Annotated in this window: 23 protein-coding genes; 7 read left to right on the top strand and 16 right to left on the bottom strand. The window is 45.3% G+C overall.

Translation table 11 applies throughout. From position 1 onward, the window contains the following. Positions 1-14: 14 nt before the first annotated feature. The gene (locus LZT22_RS07595; RefSeq protein ID WP_233924474.1) at positions 15-773 is read left to right on the top strand and encodes a molybdopterin-synthase adenylyltransferase MoeB; all 759 of its coding nucleotides are present in this window, start codon (positions 15-17) and stop codon (positions 771-773) included. Positions 774-785: 12 nt separating this feature from the next. On the opposite strand, the gene ptsP is transcribed toward LZT22_RS07595, so the two are convergent. The 8 genes from ptsP to LZT22_RS07555 form a co-directional block, all read right to left on the bottom strand. Next, positions 786-2,531, bottom strand: a complete 1,746-nt coding sequence (ptsP, locus tag LZT22_RS07590; RefSeq protein WP_233924473.1) for a phosphoenolpyruvate--protein phosphotransferase — start codon at positions 2,529-2,531, stop codon at positions 786-788. Then, positions 2,532-2,801: an HPr family phosphocarrier protein gene (locus tag LZT22_RS07585; protein ID WP_233924472.1), complete on the bottom strand. Its 270-nt coding sequence runs from the start codon at positions 2,799-2,801 to the stop codon at positions 2,532-2,534. It abuts the gene before it with no gap. Then, entirely contained in the window at positions 2,801-3,247 is a 447-nt protein-coding gene (locus LZT22_RS07580) for a PTS sugar transporter subunit IIA (RefSeq protein WP_233924471.1), read from the bottom strand. Before LZT22_RS07580 ends, LZT22_RS07585 begins: the two co-directional genes overlap by 1 nt. Before the next feature lie 17 nt (positions 3,248-3,264). Next, positions 3,265-4,206, bottom strand: a complete 942-nt coding sequence (gshB, locus tag LZT22_RS07575; protein ID WP_233924470.1) for a glutathione synthase — start codon at positions 4,204-4,206, stop codon at positions 3,265-3,267. A gap of 3 nt (positions 4,207-4,209) precedes the next feature. Then, the gene (gene gshA / locus LZT22_RS07570; protein WP_233924469.1) at positions 4,210-5,508 is read right to left on the bottom strand and encodes a glutamate--cysteine ligase; all 1,299 of its coding nucleotides are present in this window, start codon (positions 5,506-5,508) and stop codon (positions 4,210-4,212) included. 125 nt (positions 5,509-5,633) lie between these two features. After that, entirely contained in the window at positions 5,634-7,127 is a 1,494-nt protein-coding gene (locus tag LZT22_RS07565) for an ammonium transporter (protein WP_233924468.1), read from the bottom strand. A 13-nt stretch (positions 7,128-7,140) separates the two neighbouring features. Next, positions 7,141-7,479 carry a P-II family nitrogen regulator gene (locus LZT22_RS07560; protein WP_233924467.1) on the bottom strand — a complete coding sequence of 113 codons (339 nt, stop codon included), beginning with the start codon at positions 7,477-7,479 and terminating at the stop codon, positions 7,141-7,143. A gap of 21 nt (positions 7,480-7,500) precedes the next feature. Then, positions 7,501-8,370 (bottom strand): TorF family putative porin, encoded by an 870-nt coding sequence (locus LZT22_RS07555; RefSeq protein WP_233924466.1) that lies wholly within the window; start codon positions 8,368-8,370, stop codon positions 7,501-7,503. Between the two features lie 249 nt (positions 8,371-8,619). On the opposite strand from LZT22_RS07555, the gene LZT22_RS07550 reads away from it, so the two are divergent. Both LZT22_RS07550 and LZT22_RS07545 read left to right on the top strand, forming a co-directional pair. After that, positions 8,620-8,880, top strand: coding sequence for an accessory factor UbiK family protein (locus LZT22_RS07550; RefSeq protein WP_233924465.1), 261 nt, complete (start codon positions 8,620-8,622; stop codon positions 8,878-8,880). Continuing rightward, complete coding sequence (locus LZT22_RS07545) at positions 8,881-10,440, top strand: YifB family Mg chelatase-like AAA ATPase (RefSeq protein WP_233924464.1); 1,560 nt, start codon at positions 8,881-8,883, stop codon at positions 10,438-10,440. It begins immediately after the preceding gene. 2 nt (positions 10,441-10,442) lie between these two features. Here LZT22_RS07545 and LZT22_RS07540 read toward each other — a convergent pair whose 3' ends face one another. The 7 genes from LZT22_RS07540 to LZT22_RS07510 are packed head-to-tail and all read right to left on the bottom strand — an operon-like array spanning position 10,443 to position 15,139. Then, positions 10,443-11,045 carry a hypothetical protein gene (locus LZT22_RS07540; RefSeq protein ID WP_233924463.1) on the bottom strand — a complete coding sequence of 201 codons (603 nt, stop codon included), beginning with the start codon at positions 11,043-11,045 and terminating at the stop codon, positions 10,443-10,445. Next, positions 11,038-12,024 (bottom strand): lipoyl synthase, encoded by a 987-nt coding sequence (gene lipA, locus LZT22_RS07535; protein ID WP_233924462.1) that lies wholly within the window; start codon positions 12,022-12,024, stop codon positions 11,038-11,040. Before lipA ends, LZT22_RS07540 begins: the two co-directional genes overlap by 8 nt. 8 nt (positions 12,025-12,032) lie before the next feature. Further along, positions 12,033-12,692 carry a lipoyl(octanoyl) transferase LipB gene (gene lipB / locus LZT22_RS07530; protein ID WP_233924461.1) on the bottom strand — a complete coding sequence of 220 codons (660 nt, stop codon included), beginning with the start codon at positions 12,690-12,692 and terminating at the stop codon, positions 12,033-12,035. 14 nt (positions 12,693-12,706) lie between these two features. Beyond that, the gene (locus tag LZT22_RS07525) at positions 12,707-12,970 is read right to left on the bottom strand and encodes a YbeD family protein (RefSeq protein ID WP_370634754.1); all 264 of its coding nucleotides are present in this window, start codon (positions 12,968-12,970) and stop codon (positions 12,707-12,709) included. 25 nt (positions 12,971-12,995) lie between these two features. Next, positions 12,996-13,694 carry an alpha/beta hydrolase gene (locus LZT22_RS07520; RefSeq protein WP_233924460.1) on the bottom strand — a complete coding sequence of 233 codons (699 nt, stop codon included), beginning with the start codon at positions 13,692-13,694 and terminating at the stop codon, positions 12,996-12,998. A 16-nt stretch (positions 13,695-13,710) separates the two neighbouring features. After that, positions 13,711-14,019 carry a ferredoxin gene (locus LZT22_RS07515; RefSeq protein ID WP_233924459.1) on the bottom strand — a complete coding sequence of 103 codons (309 nt, stop codon included), beginning with the start codon at positions 14,017-14,019 and terminating at the stop codon, positions 13,711-13,713. Between the two features lie 28 nt (positions 14,020-14,047). Next, on the bottom strand, positions 14,048-15,139 hold the full coding sequence (locus LZT22_RS07510) for a VanZ family protein (protein ID WP_233924458.1): 1,092 nt from the start codon (positions 15,137-15,139) through the stop codon (positions 14,048-14,050). Positions 15,140-15,176: 37 nt separating this feature from the next. On the opposite strand from LZT22_RS07510, the gene LZT22_RS07505 reads away from it, so the two are divergent. Further along, positions 15,177-15,965: a biotin--[acetyl-CoA-carboxylase] ligase gene (locus LZT22_RS07505; protein WP_233924457.1), complete on the top strand. Its 789-nt coding sequence runs from the start codon at positions 15,177-15,179 to the stop codon at positions 15,963-15,965. Then, entirely contained in the window at positions 15,962-16,774 is an 813-nt protein-coding gene (locus LZT22_RS07500) for a type III pantothenate kinase (protein WP_233924456.1), read from the top strand. Before LZT22_RS07505 ends, LZT22_RS07500 begins: the two co-directional genes overlap by 4 nt. On the opposite strand, the gene rfaE2 is transcribed toward LZT22_RS07500, so the two are convergent. Then, a complete protein-coding gene (gene rfaE2 / locus LZT22_RS07495) occupies positions 16,771-17,262 on the bottom strand; it encodes a D-glycero-beta-D-manno-heptose 1-phosphate adenylyltransferase (protein ID WP_233924455.1) in 492 nt (163 codons plus the stop codon). The genes LZT22_RS07500 and rfaE2 overlap by 4 nt on opposite strands. A 90-nt stretch (positions 17,263-17,352) precedes the next feature. Here rfaE2 and LZT22_RS07490 point away from each other — a divergent pair, with 90 nt between their 5' ends. Both LZT22_RS07490 and LZT22_RS07485 read left to right on the top strand, forming a co-directional pair. Next, positions 17,353-17,922 (top strand): glutathione peroxidase, encoded by a 570-nt coding sequence (locus LZT22_RS07490; RefSeq protein WP_233924454.1) that lies wholly within the window; start codon positions 17,353-17,355, stop codon positions 17,920-17,922. A 5-nt stretch (positions 17,923-17,927) separates the two neighbouring features. Continuing rightward, positions 17,928-19,337, top strand: a complete 1,410-nt coding sequence (locus tag LZT22_RS07485) for an NAD(P)/FAD-dependent oxidoreductase (protein ID WP_233924453.1) — start codon at positions 17,928-17,930, stop codon at positions 19,335-19,337. The last annotated feature ends 4 nt before the right edge of the window (positions 19,338-19,341 follow it).

Below are 19,341 nucleotides of genomic sequence, written 5' to 3'. Positions count from 1 at the left end.
CCCACTTTATTAGCATGAACGACGAGCAGTTACTGCGTTATTCGCGCCACCTTCTACTAGAAGAAATTGATATTGAGGGCCAAGAAAAACTCTTGGCAGCGCATGTACTGGTAATTGGGGCGGGCGGCCTGGGCTCTGCTGCTGCCCCTTACTTAGTCGCTGCTGGCATTGGCCGCATTTCCTTAATTGACCCCGATACGGTAGAGCTTAGCAACCTGCAGCGCCAAGTAATGCATACCCAAGATCAAATTGGTAAGCTGAAGGTTGCTTCTGGCAAAGCGTTTTTAAGTCGTCTGAATAGCGACACAATTATTGAAACCTATGCTGAAAAAGCAACTCCATCTTGGCTGGCGCGAATACTGCCAGAGGTTGATGTAGTGCTCGATTGCACGGATCAATTCGCTACGCGCCAACAAATTAATCAAGCGTGTTTTGCGCATCACGTACCCTTAGTTTCTGGCTCTGCTTTAGGCTTTGATGCGCAAGTTAGCGTCTTTGATTTTCAAAATCCCCAGTCACCTTGCTATGCCTGTATCTTTCCTCCCGATAGCAATCCAAGCGAAACTAACTGTGCCACCATGGGTGTTTTTTCACCATTGGTTGGCATTATTGGTAGCTTACAGGCCGCTCAAGCGCTCCAACTATTAATCGGCTTTGGTCAGCCTTTAGTTGGCCGTCTACTGCTATGGAATGCCTTGAATACTCGCATTGACGAAGTGCAAGTAAGTAAAAATGGTGCTTGCCCCGTGTGCGTTTTACCGAATTTAATTTAGCTCAAAGACTTGCTAAGCTGCCATCAACTGTGCCATGGCCAGGGCTTGTTCATCCATCTCTAAAGCCTCTAAAACGGGAGCAAGATGCGCTTTCAACTTTCCAACATTGGCATGCAAAATTTCCCGCTTAACCAACAATAGTTGACTAAAATGCATTGAAAAATCAGTTAGGCCCATGGCCAGTAAGAGCTTGGTTAATTCGGGGTCACCGGCCATCTCCCCGCAAACTGAAACTGGAATTTTGGCTAGTTGTGCCTGCTTAATGATATGAGTTAGTAAATAGAGTACGGCTGGATGTAAGTGATCATAAAGGTGAGCAACCGCATGGTCTGCCCGATCAATCGCAAGGGTATATTGAATTAAATCGTTCGTGCCAATGGAAATAAAATCAAAGTAGCGAATAAAGAGGGGTAAAGCTAAGGCTGCAGCAGGAATTTCAATCATGGCGCCTACTTGAATTTGCAGATCAAAGAGTTGACCGCGAGCAACAAGTTGTTGTTTAGCCTTTTCTATCAAACGAAATGTTTCATGAATTTCTTTTGCATGAGCTAGCATGGGAATCATAATTTGTACCTGGCCATGCGCAGAGGCTCGTAAAATCGCGCGTAATTGCGCTAGGAAAATTTCTGGCTCAGCTAATGACCAGCGAATTGCTCTTAACCCAAGTGGTGACGTCCCCGTTTGCAATAAGTCATTGCTATCGCCAAGTGGCTTATCTGCCCCAATATCGATGGTGCGAATATTGACTGGTAAACCATGCATTAAATCAACTACTCGTCGGTACTCTTGATACTGCTGCTCTTCATCGGGTAGAGTTTGATTACGATCCATAAATAGAAATTCAGACCGAAATAAGCCAATGCCAATGGCGCCCAATTCAATTGCTCGAATTGCATCTTCTGGCAGTTCTGTATTGGCAAATAATTTAATTGGCACGCCATCTTCGGTAACCGTTCGTGAAAACTTTAAAGTTTGTAATGCTTGGCTATTTTCGATCGCCTTTGCTTGTAGAGCACGATACTCGATTAATAAACCTTCATCTGGCGCCACCACCACAAACCCGCGTTCACCATCAATGATGAGCCAATCGCCATGCCGAATCATTTCACTTGCGTGCCGAACGCCCAAGACTGCTGGTATTTCAAGGCTACGCGCCACAATTGAGGTATGCGAAGTTTTACCTCCTAAGTCGGTCACAAACCCTAGAAAACGGGTATTTTTAAAACGCAACATGTCATGTGGTGCGATATCATGCGCCACAATAATGGCAGCACTAAACACATTTTCTGGAGCCAAGACATCGTGGGTTTCTTGCTGCTGATGACTTAAGGCCTTTAAAACCCGTTCTACTACCTGACGAATATCATTGGCCCGTTCTTTTAAATATTGATCTTCTATTTCAGAAAACTGTTTGAGTAAATCATTTAATTCACTAGTTAGGGCCCAAGCGGCATTTAATCCTTGGGTGCGAATCAGTTGCAATGGCTTTTCAACTAAGGCGGGATCTGACAAGATCATGGCATGAACATCGATAAAAGCAGCCATTTCTTGGGGCGCATCCTTAGATAAGCCAGCGCGCAATTCTTGTAACTCATAACGAACCTGATCGAACGCTAAAAGCAGTTTTTTCGCTTCAGCCTCTGCGCTACCAGGATCAATTAAATGATGGCTAACCTCTAAGGCAGCGCGTGAAATAAGCACCGCCTGCCCTATTGCAATTCCTTTCGAGGCTGGAATGCCATGTAAGGCGAAGGTCACCTATTCGCCCTCCCCAAAACGATTATTAATTAAAGCTTGGAGCGCCTGTAATGCTTCGTCGGCCTGTTCACCAACAGTTTCCAAAGTTACCGTGCTACCAATTCCAGCAGCCAACATCATCACACCCATAATACTTTTTGCATTGACCTGCCGTCCATCTCTTGCCAAATATACTTCACAAGGAAATTCACCAGCTAATTGCGATAACTTGGCCGACGCGCGCGCATGCAATCCTAATTTATTAATAATTTTAATTTCAACGCTTGGCATTACCTATCCTCAGAGGCAGTGTTGAGAAAATTGGTATTTACGCCAATGCGTAAAATTCCATTTTGGCCACCCTGCAAGGTTTTTTTAGCCAATTCATCTAAGTCGTCTTGTTGATAAGAGACTGCACGCATTAGCATCGGTAAATTTAATCCGGTTAAAACAATTAGTGGAGAAAGTGGTTTACCAGGTAACTGAATTTGACCGATTAAACGGGAAGCGACATTGGCCGGGGTTGCGCCCATAACGTCGGTTAATACCAAGATGCCCTTCCCCATATCAACTGCCTTGGCTGCAGCGAGCACCCTGTCGAAGCTGACTTTTGCGTCTTCGTAGGGCGGAATGTCAACTGCCTGAATTTTTTCGGGTAAGTTTCCAAAAGTTTGCTCTGCAAAACCCAGCATGGCTGAGGCTAATGGTGTATGGGCAACAATGACAATTCCGGGCATAACACTCCAAAGTTCGCTTAAGTTAATTCTTTCTCTAATGCTTGTAACCAAAACTGAGCAAGGTCAAGGCCAGTTTGTTCCGTAATTTCGACAAAACAGGTAGGGCTAGTCACATTAATTTCCGTCAGATACCCCCCAATCAGGTCTAAGCCTACTAAAAAAAGACCCCTATCCCAAAGTATTGGCGCCAAATAGTCAGCCACCGCTTTTTCTTGATCGGTCAATAGCATCGCTACGCCCTTACCTCCAGCCGCGAGGTTTCCCCTTATTTCAGTGCCCTGCGGAATGCGGGCTAAGGCATAGGGCACGACCTGTCCAGCTATCAATAAAACCCGTTTATCGCCAGCAACAATCTGCGGTAAGAACTGTTGCGCCATCAAAGTGCGTTGACCATTTTCGCCTAAGGTTTCGACGATGCTCGCTAAATTTAAGCCATCTGGGCCAACGCGAAAAACACCTCTACCTCCCATCCCATCTAAAGGCTTAAGCACAATATCGTGGTGTTCGGCATGAAATGCAGAAATTGCGGCGAGTTCACGCGTAACTAAAGTGGGTGGAATAAATGAAGCAAACTCTGTAATAGCCAGTTTTTCGGAATGATTACGTAATGCGCTCGGCTCATTAAATACCCGCGCACCCTGCCGTACTGCAGCTGACAAAATCCAAGTGGCATTCAAATATTCAATATCAAATGGCGGGTCTTGACGCATCAGTACCGCAGTAAAACGATCTAAGCTACATACTTCGCTAATACCTAATTTATACCAAGCAGTACTTGTGGGCTGCAATGTGATTGCACAGCAGTTGGCGAATGTAAAACCAGCTTGCCAGAATAACTGGCGACTTTCGGTATACCAAAGTCGATGGCCAGCTGCTTGGGTAGCGCGCATCATTGCAACCGTAGAATCCTTTGGCAACTTTAATGTATCTAATGGATCGCCAACGAATAAAAAATCCATTACTTACAGCGCCTCGGCGTTAGGATCGGTTCTCTCTAACTCTAATGAAGCCGCTAATAAAGCCAGGCGCGCTACGACCCCATATAAGTAGAAACGGTTAGGCGCAGCGCTACCAGGCTTAGCATTGCGGTCTGGCATTGCATTTTGTTCGAATGCCAAGGGCACAAAATGCATGCCTGGAGCATTTAAATTTTCATCAGGGCCACGATCGGTATGCACACGGTAAAAACCCCCGATCACGTAACGATCAATCATATAAACAACCGGTTCAGCTACAGCTTCATTGACTTTTTCAAAAGTATAAACACCCTCTTGAATTAATACATCATGCACTTCTAGGCCATCTTTGACGACACTCATTTTATTGCGTTCGCGGCGATTTAAATTGCCTAAATCACTGGCATTACGCACTACCATGACGCCCATACCGTATGTACCCGCATCTGCCTTAACGACGACATAGGGCTTATCTTTAATGCCATATTCCCGATATTTTTTGGCAATTTTTTTTAATATGGCATCCACTTTTATTTGTAATTGCTCCAATCCTTGTTGCTCATGAAAATCAACTCCCGAACAATAATCGAAATAAGGCGTAATCATCCAAGGATCGATATTAATTAATTTTGCGAACTTTTTTGCTACTTCATCGTAAGCCATAAAATGCTGTGATTTACGGCGAATTTGCCAACCAGCGTGCAAGCCAGGCAAAAGGTATTGTTCATTAATCTTTTCTAAAATTGGTGGAATACCCGCGGATAAATCATTATTTAATAAAATCGAGCAAGGATCAAAGTCCTTCAGGCCGAGACGTTGCTTTTTTAAACCTAAACGCATTAATGGCTCAAGTAGCAAACGATTGCCTTCGGGCAAATCAAGCCAAGTTGGCTTTTTAATCTCGTCCGATAAACTACCTAAACGAACATTCAAACCCGCTTGCCGCAAAATTGAAGATAAGCGGGCAATATTTTGCAAGTAAAAGGTATTGCGGGTGTGGCGCTCAGGTATAAGTAATAAATTTTTTGCTTCAGGACAAATTTTTTCAATTGCTGCCATAGCTGCTTGCACAGCCAGAGGCAACATTTCTGGTGAAAGATTATTAAAACCGCCAGGAAATAAATTGGTATCAACTGGGGTCAATTTAAAGCCTGAGTTACGCAGGTCGACTGAGCAGTAAAAAGGCGGGGTATGCTCCTGCCATTCAAGACGAAACCAACGCTCAATAGTCGGGGTGGCTTCGAGTACTTTCGACTCAAGCTCAAGTAAGGGGCCGCTTAAAGCGGTAATCAGATGTGGAACCATCTTGCCATTGTAAGTTTTTTATGAGTAAGTTCAATTTTTTGCCTATTTAGGCAAAAAAAACGCAGGATCTTGAGATCCTGCGCTAGAAACTAGGCAAAAATACAGCCTAGTGAGGGGTAAGCAAATTAAATTTCGTAGGCTTCTTCGCTATGTGAGCTAATGTCTAAACCTTCGCGCTCTTCTTCTTCTGTAACCCGCAAACCAATAATGATGTCGACGAGCTTGAAGGCAATGAAAGAAACGATGCCAGACCAAATTAGGGTGGTAATCACGCCCTGGCTTTGAATCCAAAGCTGACTCATGATTGAGTAGTCTGGGGCAACTGCATTGGCGACATAATCATAAATGCCTGTGCCACCTAATGAGGGCGCTGCAAATACACCGGTTAGCAAGGCACCCAATATACCGCCAACACCATGAATACCGAAAACATCCAAGCTATCGTCCGAGCCTAATATTTTCTTCAGCCCAGTAACGCCCCATAAGCAGACGATACCAGCCAATGCCCCAATAATTAATGCGCCCATTGGACCAACAAAGCCGGCGGCAGGTGTAATCGCTACTAAACCCGCAACGCAACCCGAAGCAGCACCAAGCATCGATGGCTTACCTTTAGTAACCCACTCTGCTATCGACCAACCAATCACTGCTGCGGCAGTAGCAAGGTAAGTATTCACGAATGCTAAGGCTGCGCTACCGTTTGCTTCTAAAGCTGATCCTGCATTAAAACCAAACCAACCAAACCATAAAAGTGATGCGCCTGTCATGACATACACTAAGTTATGAGGCTTCATGGCTTCTTTGCCGTAACCTAAACGCTTACCAATCACATATGAGCCGACTAAACCTGCAATCGCTGCATTGATATGGACAACAGTGCCGCCAGCAAAATCAAGAATCCCTTTTTGCCAGAGCCAACCTGCTTTTGCAGTAATCGCATCAAGTGAAGCAGCATCTTTAATATCATCAGGACCAGGCCAAAACCAAACCATGTGGGCAATTGGTAAATAGCTAAAAGTAAACCACAGGATCATGAACAGAAGAATTGCCGAAAACTTGGCGCGCTCTGCAAATGAACCAATGATTAAACAGCAAGTAATAGTTGCAAAGACTGCTTGAAATGCCATGAAGACATATTCGGGAATGACAATGCCCTTGCTAAACGTTGCTGCATTCGAGTCGGGTGTCATGCCAGCCAAAAACAAACGATCCATGCCGCCAAAAAAGGCCCCGCCTTCAGTAAAAGCGATGCTATAGCCATAAATTGCCCATAACACGGTGATCACTGAAAAAATCACCATACACTGCATTAAGATGGACAGCACATTTTTACTGCGCGTTAAGCCGCCATAAAATAGTGCTAAGCCAGGCACCGTCATCAATAGCACTAATGCTGTGGAGACCATCATCCACGCGGTATCGCCCTTGTTGGGTGTTGGTGCTGGAGCCGCTGTAGCGGCGGGGGCTGCCGGGCTTGCTGCAGGTGCTGCAGCGGCGGCTGCAGCAGCAGGTTTAGCATCATCAGCAGCGTAAGCTACAGACGTCACTGTCATGCCAGTGAAGCCAATCGCCGTCGCTATCACGCCGCCAGCAACAATTCGTTTTATCCAAGTTAACATTTTGAACCTCTCTTTAAAGTGCGGCCGCGCCGGTTTCACCGGTGCGAATGCGAATAACGTGTTCAATTGAAGAGACAAAAATTTTGCCATCGCCAATTTTTCCAGTGCGAGCCGATTTTTCAATTGCTTCAATTGCTCGCTCTAATATGCCGTCTTCTACCGCAGCCTCTATTTTTACCTTAGGCAAAAAATCAACTACGTATTCAGCGCCCCGATATAACTCGGTATGGCCTTTTTGACGCCCAAAACCTTTTACTTCGGTGACGGTGATACCAGAAATTCCAACTTCTGATAGAGCTTCTCGCACCTCGTCAAGCTTGAATGGCTTGATAATTGCTGTGATGAGTTTCATGCGTTTCTCCGTTGTGGGAAATTAGAAAACTTTGGTTAAAGTAACAAGACCTTGCGAGCCGCCAAGATTTTTTCCGGTAGGGCTGGAGTAAGCATAGTTCCCGCCTGCTGATGCTGCATTGGTGCCAATATAAGCTGCAGAAATACCTAAACCACCGCCTAAATCTTTGCTTAAGCCAATTTTCCAGTCGGTATAACTTACGGTGGGAACCGTAGATGATGTTTTCTGACCAGCAATATATTGATAACCAACGTGTGCATTGACCACTAAGCCCCACAGGCCTGTATCGTAATTGGCGGTTAAGTCTGGATAATAAGATCCCGAGCTATTTGAAAAACCGAATGTGTTAGTAACTGCGTAAGAAAACTTTAAAAAACCACTTACGGGTCCAAATACATAGTTTTGGGCGGCGTAAAGTTCTGTGGTGTTAGGATTGGTTAATGATGATGGGTAATTTTGGGTCGGGTAATAGTATTGGAGTACGCCAAGGTCTGACATAAAGCCTTCACCAATGAATTCCTTTTTAAAACCGGCATAAAAGTCCATCTCGATTGGCGCTGACACATTATTGTTGCCACCTTTAGAAGCAGCATCCGAAATCCATGAAATCGATGAGTTCCAGTTACCAATATAGAAACCACTCGGATGTGCATAATCAAATCCGCCCTGAATTGCAGGATTAAAGTTTGATTGGCTAATACCGCGATAGATGTAGTTATTGGCTACTGTTACGTTGGCTGTGATGGGACTAATGTCTGGTCCACTGACTGCGCCAGCAGGTTCTGCGGGTAATGGAGTTGGATTTGGTGAGGCAGCATTTTGGGCATATGCATTTGCACTTAAGAGCCCCACAACTGCTAAAGCGATAGTCGATTTATGAAAAGTTTTCATCCCAACTCCTTATTCAGATTAAAAAATTAAAAATAGGTACATCTACTTAAATGCAATCATCGCTTTTTGCAACGCGCTGTTTTTGTCCTTTTTCCCCTTGCTTGGGCATATGCCCCAAATCCATGCAGTACTTTTGCCCTAATTTGGTGCAAATTGACATAAAATTGCCATTCAAGCATCGTGGGGATCAATCAGCCTTAAAATAAGTTCTATTCTTCTTGCTATTCACTTCTTTAAATCGGCCTTTTTATGCAAAAACCCAACGAAATCCTGGAACAAATGCAGCGCGTTGCCACTGAAATGCAAAATAAAGTTGGCGAGGCGATTCGTAACTCGCCGGCCAAAGATTTAGAAAAAAATGTGCGCACGATGATGACGCAAGGTTTTCAAAAGCTCGACTTAGTGACCCGCGACGAATTTGAGTTACAAACTAAAGTGCTTACTAAAACCCGTGAAAAACTGGCTGCACTTGAAGCCAAAGTTACTGAAATAGAAAAGCAGCGCTCGTAATTGCCGCTTGCAGTTATTTTTAGTCGTGGCCTTAATGGCCTTGACGCTCCACAGGTGCGCGTTGAAGTTCACTTAGCAAATGGTTTGCCTGCCTTTACCATTGTTGGCTTAGCCGATACAGGCGTTAGAGAAAGTAAAGATCGAGTACGGGCCGCGATCATCCAAAGTGGGTTTGAATTTCCGAATCGGCGCATTACTGTTAATTTAGCGCCTGCCGATTTACCAAAATATTCTGGACGTTTTGATTTAGCCATTGCGCTAGGCATTTTGGCTGCTAGCGCGCAGCTGCCTTGCAAGCAATTAGATCAATATGAATTTGCTGGCGAACTTTCTTTATCCGGTGAATTGCGACCCTTTAGTGGCTGCTTGGCAATTGCCATGGCGATGCGTAAAGAAAAATCGCTACGTAGCTTTATTATTCCGCAAGAAAATTGCAGTGTCACTAGCATCATTCCTGATCTAAGCGTATTAGGTGCGAATTGTCTAACTCAGGTTTGCGACTTTCTGTGTGGCCGAATTCAGCTTGAGGTAATAAGCAACTGTGCAAAGAAACTCACAATTGATTTAAAGGAAGCGGGCGCCCACGACATTGCCCATATTCAAGGTCATTTGATCGCTAAACGCGGCCTTGAAATTGCGGCCGCAGGTTTTCATTCGCTCTTATTGGCAGGCCCTCCTGGATGCGGCAAATCCATGCTAGCTAAATGCTTGCCACAATTACTGCCAAAATTAACGCTCGATGAAGCCCTCGAGATTGCTGCCCTACATAGCTTGAAAGCGGCACGTCATCATAGTGCTCTGGAATCAACAGATTTATCGCGCTTGCGACCCTGGCAAAATCCGCACCATAGCATTACTACTGCAGCGCTAGTGGGTGGCGGAGCGCACCCATTACCAGGTGCAATTACCTTAGCCCACCAAGGAGTTCTTTTTTTAGATGAGTTACCACAATTTGCCCGGCCCACGCTCGAGGCGCTACGCGAGCCTTTACAAAATCGCCGTGTCACAATTACTCGCGCGCATCTTTCCAGCCACTTTCCCTGTAACTTCATGCTGGTTGCGGCGATGAATTTATGTATCTGCGGCTACTTTGGCCACCCCGAGAAAGTTTGTGTTTGTTCGGCTGCACAAAGACTACGTTATCAAAATAAAATTTCAGGGCCCTTGCTCGATCGCATTGATATCAAAATGATGATTGCTCCCATGCCACACGAGTTATTTTTTCAAACACAATTGACCACAACAGCTAGTGCTACTTCCAGCCAAGTGGCTACGCGCATCGCTAATGCATGGGCTTTGCAAATTAGTCGCCAAGGAAAAATGAATCATGCCTTAGATACCCAGGAAATGAAGCGCTGGGTAAAAATTGATGCGGCTGATGAGGGTGAGTTACAAACAGTATGGAAAGGTCTTAATCTATCGGGTAGAGGCATACAGCGCTTGCTAAAAATTGCCCGCACCATTGCCGACCTTGAGGGCTCTACATCAACCCAACTAAAGCGTGCTCACCTTCTGGAAGCGAGCGCTTTAAGTAAGCCTATTAATGGCATGATGAACTAATTTTAGTCTGGATGAAAATCAGTAAAAAAAGGTACGCCATTATCATCGCTTAAATTTTCTTGGAGTACAGTCTGACTCAATGGTCCGCTATTTTTTGGCGTAGGCTTCAATAAGGACTGTTGATAAATATATAGACCTAAGCCTGGAATACTGCGTATTATCCAGCGCACACGCATCATCCGTTCAACTCCGTCAACTGGTTTCATCAGCAAAAAATAATCGGTTGTAGGGAAGCGAATAGGCGAACCACTGGCTAGATAAAAACCCTTTACCGCTAGAGCGCCTGCAGGATCTACATTCGCTTGAGTAAAAATCGCTTGCTGTAACTGCTTTATTAATTCATCAGCACTACTAGCAATATCGGCAGGCACCTGAATTGTCGTAATAGAATAAATGTGGTCGGCTACTTTAACTACCTCAAGCGCTTGCTTTAGGGTGCCTCCTTTATAGCTCAACTGACGCTCGAGGTGCTGAGGCTTGGCAGGAAAAAGTGCTGTGTAAGCTTGTTGCTCAACGCGTACTGTGCGCCAATCGAATGGCGGGCTACACCCATATAAATTCAAGATTAAGCCCACCTGTAATGCCAAAACTAAAAACTTAGACAAGCCTAGCCCCATGTGCTTGTTGATCGGCATGATAACTTGACCGAACCATTGGGCCAACGGCTGCATGCACAAACCCCATTGCGTAAGCCGCTGCTTCAAGGGCTTTAAATGCATCGGGATGCACATAACGCAGTACTGGCAGATGATGAGAAGATGGGGCTAAATACTGACCAATGGTGAGCATGTCAATTTGATGAGCACGCATATCTCTCATCACCGCTAAAATTTCGTCATCAGTCTCGCCCAAGCCAACCATCAAACCACTCTTGGTAGCCACTGCTGGAAAGCGGTGTTTAAAGTCAGCCAGTAGTTTAAGTGAGTGAGCATAGTCTGCACCAGGGCGCGCTTCTTTATAAAGTCTTGGCACGGTTTCTAAATTATGATTCATGATATCGGGTAAGCCGTTATTGGTATTGGCCGAGAAAACATCTAAGGCTTTTTCTAAGCGGCCACGAAAATCGGGCACCAAAACTTCGATCCGTGTTGCCGCTGAAAGTGTGCGGGTTTGCACAATACAATCGACAAAATGCTGTGCTCCGCCATCGCGTAAATCATCACGATCTACGCTGGTAATAACAACATAACTTAAGCGTAATGCAGCGATAGTACGGGCTAAATTTAAAGGTTCGGCAAGATCAAGGGGATCGGGTCGGCCATGACCAACGTCACAAAATGGGCAACGACGGGTACATTTATCACCCATGATCATGAAGGTTGCTGTCCCTTTACCAAAACACTCGCCGATATTTGGGCAACTAGCCTCTTCACATACCGTGACTAATTGGTTAGCCCGAAGAATGGTTTTTATTTCAGCAAAACGGGAATGATTGGAAGCGGCTTTAACCCGAATCCAGTCGGGTTTTTTTAATACCTGCTCTAAGGGAACAATCTTAATTGGAATCCGTGCCGTTTTTTCGGCAGACTTTTGTTTCCGCGTGGGATCGTAGGGAAGGTTGGTTTCGGTTTTATTGATGGCCATACTTAAAATCAATTTCTATTTTGCAACAATTGCAGCAGGTGACTAACAACATGCTGACCTACAATGTCTATATTGTCGTCGATCCCAAGAGTTTGCATATCAACTGTTTTTAAACCCTTAAAGCCACAAGGATTGATTTGTGTGAATGGACTTAAATCCATGGCTACATTTAAGGCTAATCCATGATAGGAGGCATGGCGTGACACTTTCAGGCCTAAGGCGCCAATTTTAGAACCAATCAAAGTTTCCGAAAGTTTTGCTTGCTTCGCCAAATAAATACCCGGCGCCCCCTTGTGCCTTTCTGCTTGAAAACCATAGTCGGCTAAGGTATTAATCAGGGCCTGTTCAATATGTTGAACTAGTTCCTTCACCAGTAATGACTGACGCTTTAAATCGAGTAAGAGATAAACGACTAGCTGGCCTGGTCCATGATAAGTAATTTGGCCGCCGCGATCGACTTGCACTAGCGGAATGGTTTGGCTAGGTTCGAGCAGATGGCTTGCATCTCCTGCCAAACCTAAGGTAAATACAGGTGGATGTTCAAGCACCCAAATTTCATCTGGGGTATTTTTATCCCGCGTTTGCGTAAACTGACGCATCGCTGCGTAGGTTGTTACATAATCGACTAAACCTAATTGCTTAACCAAAATAGCGGCGGGATTATTCATAGTTAGACAAACAACTAGAGCACCATACTAACCAAAGGATGGGTTGAGAGAGTTCGATAAATTTCATCGAGTTGTTCACGGCTAGTCGCATTAATAGGCAAAGTTAAGCCCAAGTAATTTCCATCTTTTGACGGCCGTTGCTCAATTAAAGTCGGGTCAAAAATAGGATCGAATTGCTGGGCAATATGAATAATCGCTGGCAGAAAGTCTGGGTTCGCTTTGCCCATCACTTTTATCGGAAAAATGGATGGATATTCAATCAGTGATTTTTCTTCCACTACAACCCCTTTATTAAAAAATAATTTATTGTGTCCAAGCAGCCTGGCCAAGCCATTCGCCGAGAATAATATTGCGAATGCAATGTAAGCGTCGATGAAAAAAATGATCTGCACCGGGAACTACCTGGACGACTAATTCTTGCGGTCTAGCCCATTCAAAAACAGCTTGCAGTGGAATGGTTTCATCGAGTTCTCCATGAATTAAAATCGTACTGGCGGGCACTGGCGCCATTTCCCACTTCCCTGCTGCAGAACCTATCATGACTAAGCGCTCAACGGCTTGACCCTCTTGAACTAAGCGCTTAAGTAAGTGACTACAGACAAAACTGCCAAAAGAAAATCCTGCTAGGGCCAATGGCAATTGCTCAATCTGCCCAATCTCTAAGCCCAAAGGTTGCCAACTGACTGCCTGACGCATCCACTGCGTAAGCAGATATAAATCATCAATTTCACCGTTACCTGCATCGTGTACACCTGCTGATTCCCCTACGCCACGAAAGTTGGGGCGCACCGCAACATAGCCTAATTGATTAAATGTCCGCGCTACAGTTTGCGCAACCTTGTTATCCATCGTGCCCCCCATCAAGGGATGCGGATGGGCGATGAGGGCTAAGCCGCGCACCATAAAATTGGAGGTACGGTTGACAGCTTCCGGAATGTCAACGGCGATTTGTATTGATCCCACCAAACCGGGGATGGTTATGACTTGGGTGCGGCGATTCATGCTATTAATATTTATCTTAGACGAGTTGGAGGCGTTCTACTATTTGACCCTGAATAAGATGGGTCTGAATAATTTCCTCAATATCGCTGGTATCGATAACGGTATACCAAACACCTGCCGGATAGATAACCAGTACCGGCCCATGATCGCATCGATCAAGGCATCCCGCTTTATTCACGCGTACTTGCCCCACCCCAGCCAGACCTAATTCTTTGATTCGCCTTTTAGCAAAGTCAAATAAACCTTGAGCGCCGTGTTGAGCACAACAATTTTCGCCATTACTGCGCTCATTTAAACAAAAGAATAGATGATGTTGAAAATACATAAAAAATGATATCGCTTTCTGCTATTAATTATCTCTGGTGCCAATAGCGATTGTTGAGGATTAGCCATAACAATGCAAACGGCAACCAAAGCCAAGAAACCCACTGCATTAGATCATTAAAATGCAATAAGCGTCCTTGATGCCAAGCTCTTAAAGTTAAAACAAAATATGGATTATGTGGGAACCAATTTACTGCAAAAATAATGAGTAGCAAACAGGCTAGCGCAATCATGTAGCGGATTTTTGTAGTTAATCGTAGGCCGAAATATAAGCCTAGCGCGCCAATGATCATTCCCCAGACTGAACCTGCGGTGAGCCATGTAAATCCAAACTCAAAACCAAACTGTAAAGCGGTAAAGATCGTTTTAATTACCACTGAAATGAATAGCAGGCCATTCAACAAGCGCCAAAGGGGCGCTTGTTGATTGATGCCCAATGAAAACAACAGGCCGGTGCCGACCCAACAAATGGCCGTAATCAACATCTCTTGTAAGGCGGGATTGAGTATCAAGAGCCCCCAATCGGCGCTAATAAAAGCCTGATTACTCCAGGCGCCCATTCCCAGCCATGAGCTTTGCGGATAAATTTGGGCCCAAGGAAATAGTAAAAATAAAACACAGAGGGCCCAATTCACGCCAAACCAACGATCGAACTGTCGCCTAAGAATGCTGCCTGAAAGCCACCTCGGGCCTAAAGGTATCGCTAACAGCGAACCGATCAGCCCGCCTGATACGTTAGCCCACCAATCGGTTTTACTGGGAATACGGGTTGGCAACCAAATTTGCGCTGTTTCAACAGTACCTGCCAGCAACGCTGAAAATCCTACTGCGAAAGCTAAGGCAGTAAGGCCACGCCAACGTGGAAAAACTGCAAACACGATTAAAAATCCAAGCGGAATATAAGCTAGGACATTGGCAATTAAATCAAATACTGGGATAACTCGCGGCATTGGCGCATCCCACCAAGCCCCTGCAGTGACGCCATTTCGAAAATCAAAATCGAAGGGATTGAGACTGGCATAAATGACCAATAATCCATAAATAATGGCAAAAGCCCGCGCCAATGGCATTGCCCTTAATGGCCATGCTAGCTTTCGTGGTAAACGCCCGGGAGATTTCATCTTCCCATTCTAGGTCAGACCTTTCTACAATAGCAGAATGAACTGGAATTGCATCTTAGAACAAGTGGCCCAAACTACTTCTACCAATGACGATTTACTGATTCGTTGGCGAGCTGGCGAGCTAATAGACCCAATTGCCAGAATGGCTAGTGTGCAAACTGCCGGTAAAGGTAGGGTCGGAAGGGATTGGCAAACCCAATTGGGTGACTCGCTCTGTTTTTCGTTAGCCTATCCATTTCAATGTTCGCCTGCTCAGTTAAGCGGGCTGAGCTTAGCCGTTGGCATCGGGGTTATTAACGGTATTAGTTCTGCGCTTAATCTTCCCTTAAGCAAGCTCTATGAAATGGGCTTACGACTAAAGTGGCCAAACGATATTGTGTTGGGCGAAAGAAAACTTGGCGGCATTCTAATTGAGGGGGGACAAACTCAGCCTGATCAAGCAACTTGGATGGTCATTGGGGTTGGTCTGAATGCAGTAAAAACAACGATGCTAGAAAGCGCGGTTGGCAAAAGCATCGCAGGGCTCGAAGAGCTACTAATCAAGCCAGCGCAATTGCCCGCACTAGATATCATCTGGCTCAAAATTCTTGACCAACTGCAGCCTATATTAAGCGAATTTGAAGAACAAGGTTTCGCCGCACTACAAAAAATCTGGTTGGAATGGGATGCCTATGCAAATCAAGCTGTCATTATTACTAGCCCTGGTATGAACCCACAAACAGGTATCGCCTTAGGGGTTAATAAGCTTGGCGCCCTCATACTGCAACAAGGCTCGCAACAAACCCTGATTCATGCGGGTGATGTTTCTTTACGGGGGCAAAAGTGAGTCTCTTGCTCTTATTTGACCTTGGCAATACCCGCCTAAAATGGGCGGCGGTTGAGCAAGATAGCCTTCCTAGTGAACGCAATAAAAAAGTCTGGGCCTTTAGTGGCACGATAGATACCAAACTTTTACTCTCGCCCGAGCATGGTCAAGAGCTCGCTCAATATATTTTGCAGACCGTCCCCCAACCAACAGCTATTGCGATCTGCAGTGTGGCATCCTCACAAGCAAAAAACAATTTACAAAATCTCTTGACGGCATGGTCATCGACGCCATGGATCAATTTACAAGGCGATAGTCCTTTTACTGGCTTACGCACGCAGTATGCAAAACCACTGTCCTTGGGCGCTGATCGCTGGGCGGCACTGATCGGGGCGCGCACCCTCTTTGGGGGGAATGCTTTGGTGGTCAGCGCAGGGACTGCCAGTACTATTGATTTATTGGGTAGCAATGGGATTCATTACGGTGGCTGGATTTTGCCCGGCTTTACTTTAATGGCGAATAGCTTGGTCGATGGCACAGCGCAACTGCAAGCCCCAAAAGAGTTAAGCGCCAGTCGCGAGTTTGGCTTAAGCAGTGCAGCAGCTATTCAGAATGGTTGTATGGCGGCACAAGTCGGCGCCCTCCATGAAGCGATTACTTTGGCTGCTGAATTGCATCACCCCATCGAGCACATTTTTATTGACGGTGGTAATGCAGGCTTATTGGTTGAAGCGATCCATTCACATCCAACCTTAAAAAATCGCCCCCTTGAGGTAGTCGATCGCTTAGCCCTTAGAGGTTTGTGGGCTTACTTACAACAAAATACTTAATGCGCTTGACGAATTCTCCTCAATAAATTTGTGGTTGAACGTTCGAACAAGAATGGAATTGCTATTGCCTTGCCGCCCCAGGTTTTCACTAAGCGCGCTTCCTCTAACGTATCGATGTGATAATCGCCCCCCTTTACATAAATTTCGGGGCGAATTTGGGCAATTAAATCTACCGGGGTAGCTTCCTCAAATAACGCCACCAAATCAACGCTGGCTAATGCTGCGAGTAATGCCTGACGATCTGCCTCGACATTAATTGGCCGATCATCACCCTTTCCCAGCAGCCTGACAGAGGCATCAGAATTCACGCCAACCACCAAACTAGCCCCCAATTGACGCGCCTGTGCCAAATAACTGGCATGACCCCGATGCAAAATATCGAAAACACCATTGGTAAAGACTAATGGTCGCGGCAGCTTGGCCAAGGCCAGCAAAAGGTCTTTTGGCTGAATAATTTTGGCCTCAAAAGGGGGTAAGGGTAAGGGCATACCAGCATATTAAGCTGGAATGTCTTAGACTTGCACTTTTGCGGTTCCCACCTAAACCGCCCACGCGTTTTTACCCTGAGGCTAATAAGCATGTTGAAGTTGAAATTACTGGCATTTATTTGCTTCTTTTTAGGCGGTTCTTTTGCTCTGGCGCAGGCAGCGTCTAGCCAATGCAGCCCCCTACTTTCGCATACTTTTCCACGCCTGCAAGACGAGGCACCACAAAACTTATGTCAATATCAAGGTAAGGTCATTTTGGTAGTGAATACTGCGAGTTATTGTGGTTTTACGAGCCAATATGAAGGTCTAGAAAAATTGTATGCCACTTTTAAAGATCAAGGCTTCGTGATACTGGGCTTTCCATCAAATGATTTTGGCCAACAGGAGCCTGGCAGCAATAAAGAAATTGCCGATTTTTGCAAAAATACCTATGACGTAAAATTTCCTATGTTTGCTAAAACAGCTGTCAGTGGAAAAAATATTAATCCGCTATTCAAAATGCTAGTGGCCCAAACCGGAACCACCCCAAAATGGAATTTTTATAAATATGTCATTGACCGTAATGGGAAAGTGATTGATTCTTTCAACAGCATGACTAAGCCCGAGAGTAAATCGATTACCAGTGAAGTAGAAAAACTACTTAAAGAGAAAGTGTTGTAATTTTAATGACGACAAAAAAGCGTGTAGCCATTGTTGGTGCCGGCATAGCTGGTCTAGGCTGTGCGTATGCCTTACGTCAATCGGCTTTATTGGAACTCACCGTATTTGAAGGCGGCGATCACCTTGGTGGCCATAGCCATACTATCGATATCGAAATTAACACCCCTACGGGGCTAGTTCGCCATGGCGTTGATACCGGATTTTTAGTTTTTAATCGGCAAACCTATCCCCGTTTATTACGTTTGTTTGAAGAGTTGGCGGTTCCCATTGTGGCTTCAGAAATGTCCTTTTCAGTTGCACTTGAAACACCAACGAAAGTATCTCCCGCTGGCAATCCAGAGCGTGCACTAGAATGGGCAGGCACAAATCTCAATGCATTTTTTGGGCAGCGGAAAAATATATTTAAGCCCGCTTTCTGGTTAATGGCTTATGACATTATGCGTTTTAATCGCTTGGCTACTGCCCTAGCTTTAAAGCAAAAACATGAACCCCATACCAACCTCGGTAGAGAAGAAAGTATTGCGGTTTTTTTAAAGCGCCATCGCTTTAGTGAGCATTTTTGTCAATGGTATTTTTTGCCAATGATTGGCGCTATTTGGTCGTGCCCAGTTGAGCAGATGCTAGCGTTTCCCATTTTATCAATGGCTCGTTTTTGTCATAATCATGGCTTATTAAAAATACAAGGGCGCCCCCAGTGGCTAACCGTACAAGGCGGCTCTCGTGAATATGTAAAACGCTTAGTTAGCGCACTAGAATTGCACGCAGTAACCATTACGCGGGAAAAGGTATTACGGGTTACCGTGCCTGAGAATACCAACAGTGGCAGTAAGATTGCTATTCAAACCGCACAGGGTATAGCGTATTTTGATGAAGTGGTCATGGCCTGTCATAGTGATGAAAGTTTGCGCTTGGTGCATGGAAATAGCGCAGCCGAGAAAGCAGTCCTAGCGAGCATTCCCTACCAGCAGAACCGCGCCATCCTCCATACTGATAGCTCTTTTTTGCCCACCGCAAAACGCTGCTGGGCCTCCTGGAATTACGTTACAGAAATGGGGCATACAGCCCATCAAGCAACTGCTGTTAGTGTCAATTATTTAATTAATAAACTCCAACCGTTACCAGTGCAACTTGAGCAAATACCCATCATCGTCAGTTTAAATCCGCTGCGGGAACCTAAACCAGAAACGATTCATGCGGTGGTTCACTATGCACATCCCATTTTCGATGCTAGTGCTATTCAAGCCCAATATGATCTAGCCTTGATGCAGGGTAAATCGTCAGTCTGGTATTGCGGCGCTTGGGCAGGCTACGGCTTTCATGAAGATGGCTTACGTTCGGGTGAATTAGTAGCGGCCGATTTACTGGAGCACCTACATTCGTTTGCCTTACCAGCGCCCGTTCAGCGCACGGCCTAATTGA

The organism is Polynucleobacter sp. IMCC 29146, from assembly GCF_021395195.1.
Lineage (GTDB): Bacteria > Pseudomonadota > Gammaproteobacteria > Burkholderiales > Burkholderiaceae > Polynucleobacter.
Note: the sequence above shows the minus strand (reverse complement) of the source record. Positions and strands in the feature narration are given on the sequence as shown.

Bases quoted from the DNA above. Each gene is read 5' to 3' on its own strand.
- LZT22_RS07565 (WP_233924468.1), bottom strand. From the start codon at position 7,127: ATGTTAACTTGGATAAAACGAATTGTTGCTGGCGGCGTGATAGCGACG.
- gshA (WP_233924469.1), bottom strand. From the start codon at position 5,508: ATGGTTCCACATCTGATTACCGCTTTAAGCGGCCCCTTACTTGAGCTT.
- LZT22_RS07490 (WP_233924454.1), top strand. From the start codon at position 17,353: ATGTTGAAGTTGAAATTACTGGCATTTATTTGCTTCTTTTTAGGCGGT.
- LZT22_RS07505 (WP_233924457.1), top strand. From the start codon at position 15,177: ATGAACTGGAATTGCATCTTAGAACAAGTGGCCCAAACTACTTCTACC.
- LZT22_RS07510 (WP_233924458.1), bottom strand. From the start codon at position 15,139: ATGAAATCTCCCGGGCGTTTACCACGAAAGCTAGCATGGCCATTAAGG.
- LZT22_RS07515 (WP_233924459.1), bottom strand. From the start codon at position 14,019: ATGTATTTTCAACATCATCTATTCTTTTGTTTAAATGAGCGCAGTAAT.
- LZT22_RS07550 (WP_233924465.1), top strand. From the start codon at position 8,620: ATGCAAAAACCCAACGAAATCCTGGAACAAATGCAGCGCGTTGCCACT.
- LZT22_RS07595 (WP_233924474.1), top strand. From the start codon at position 15: ATGAACGACGAGCAGTTACTGCGTTATTCGCGCCACCTTCTACTAGAA.
- rfaE2 (WP_233924455.1), bottom strand. From the start codon at position 17,262: ATGCCCTTACCCTTACCCCCTTTTGAGGCCAAAATTATTCAGCCAAAA.
- LZT22_RS07520 (WP_233924460.1), bottom strand. From the start codon at position 13,694: ATGAATCGCCGCACCCAAGTCATAACCATCCCCGGTTTGGTGGGATCA.
- lipA (WP_233924462.1), bottom strand. From the start codon at position 12,024: ATGGCCATCAATAAAACCGAAACCAACCTTCCCTACGATCCCACGCGG.
- LZT22_RS07560 (WP_233924467.1), bottom strand. From the start codon at position 7,479: ATGAAACTCATCACAGCAATTATCAAGCCATTCAAGCTTGACGAGGTG.
- gshB (WP_233924470.1), bottom strand. From the start codon at position 4,206: ATGGATTTTTTATTCGTTGGCGATCCATTAGATACATTAAAGTTGCCA.
- LZT22_RS07585 (WP_233924472.1), bottom strand. From the start codon at position 2,801: ATGCCAAGCGTTGAAATTAAAATTATTAATAAATTAGGATTGCATGCG.
- LZT22_RS07485 (WP_233924453.1), top strand. From the start codon at position 17,928: ATGACGACAAAAAAGCGTGTAGCCATTGTTGGTGCCGGCATAGCTGGT.
- LZT22_RS07580 (WP_233924471.1), bottom strand. From the start codon at position 3,247: ATGCCCGGAATTGTCATTGTTGCCCATACACCATTAGCCTCAGCCATG.
- LZT22_RS07555 (WP_233924466.1), bottom strand. From the start codon at position 8,370: ATGAAAACTTTTCATAAATCGACTATCGCTTTAGCAGTTGTGGGGCTC.
- lipB (WP_233924461.1), bottom strand. From the start codon at position 12,692: ATGAATAATCCCGCCGCTATTTTGGTTAAGCAATTAGGTTTAGTCGAT.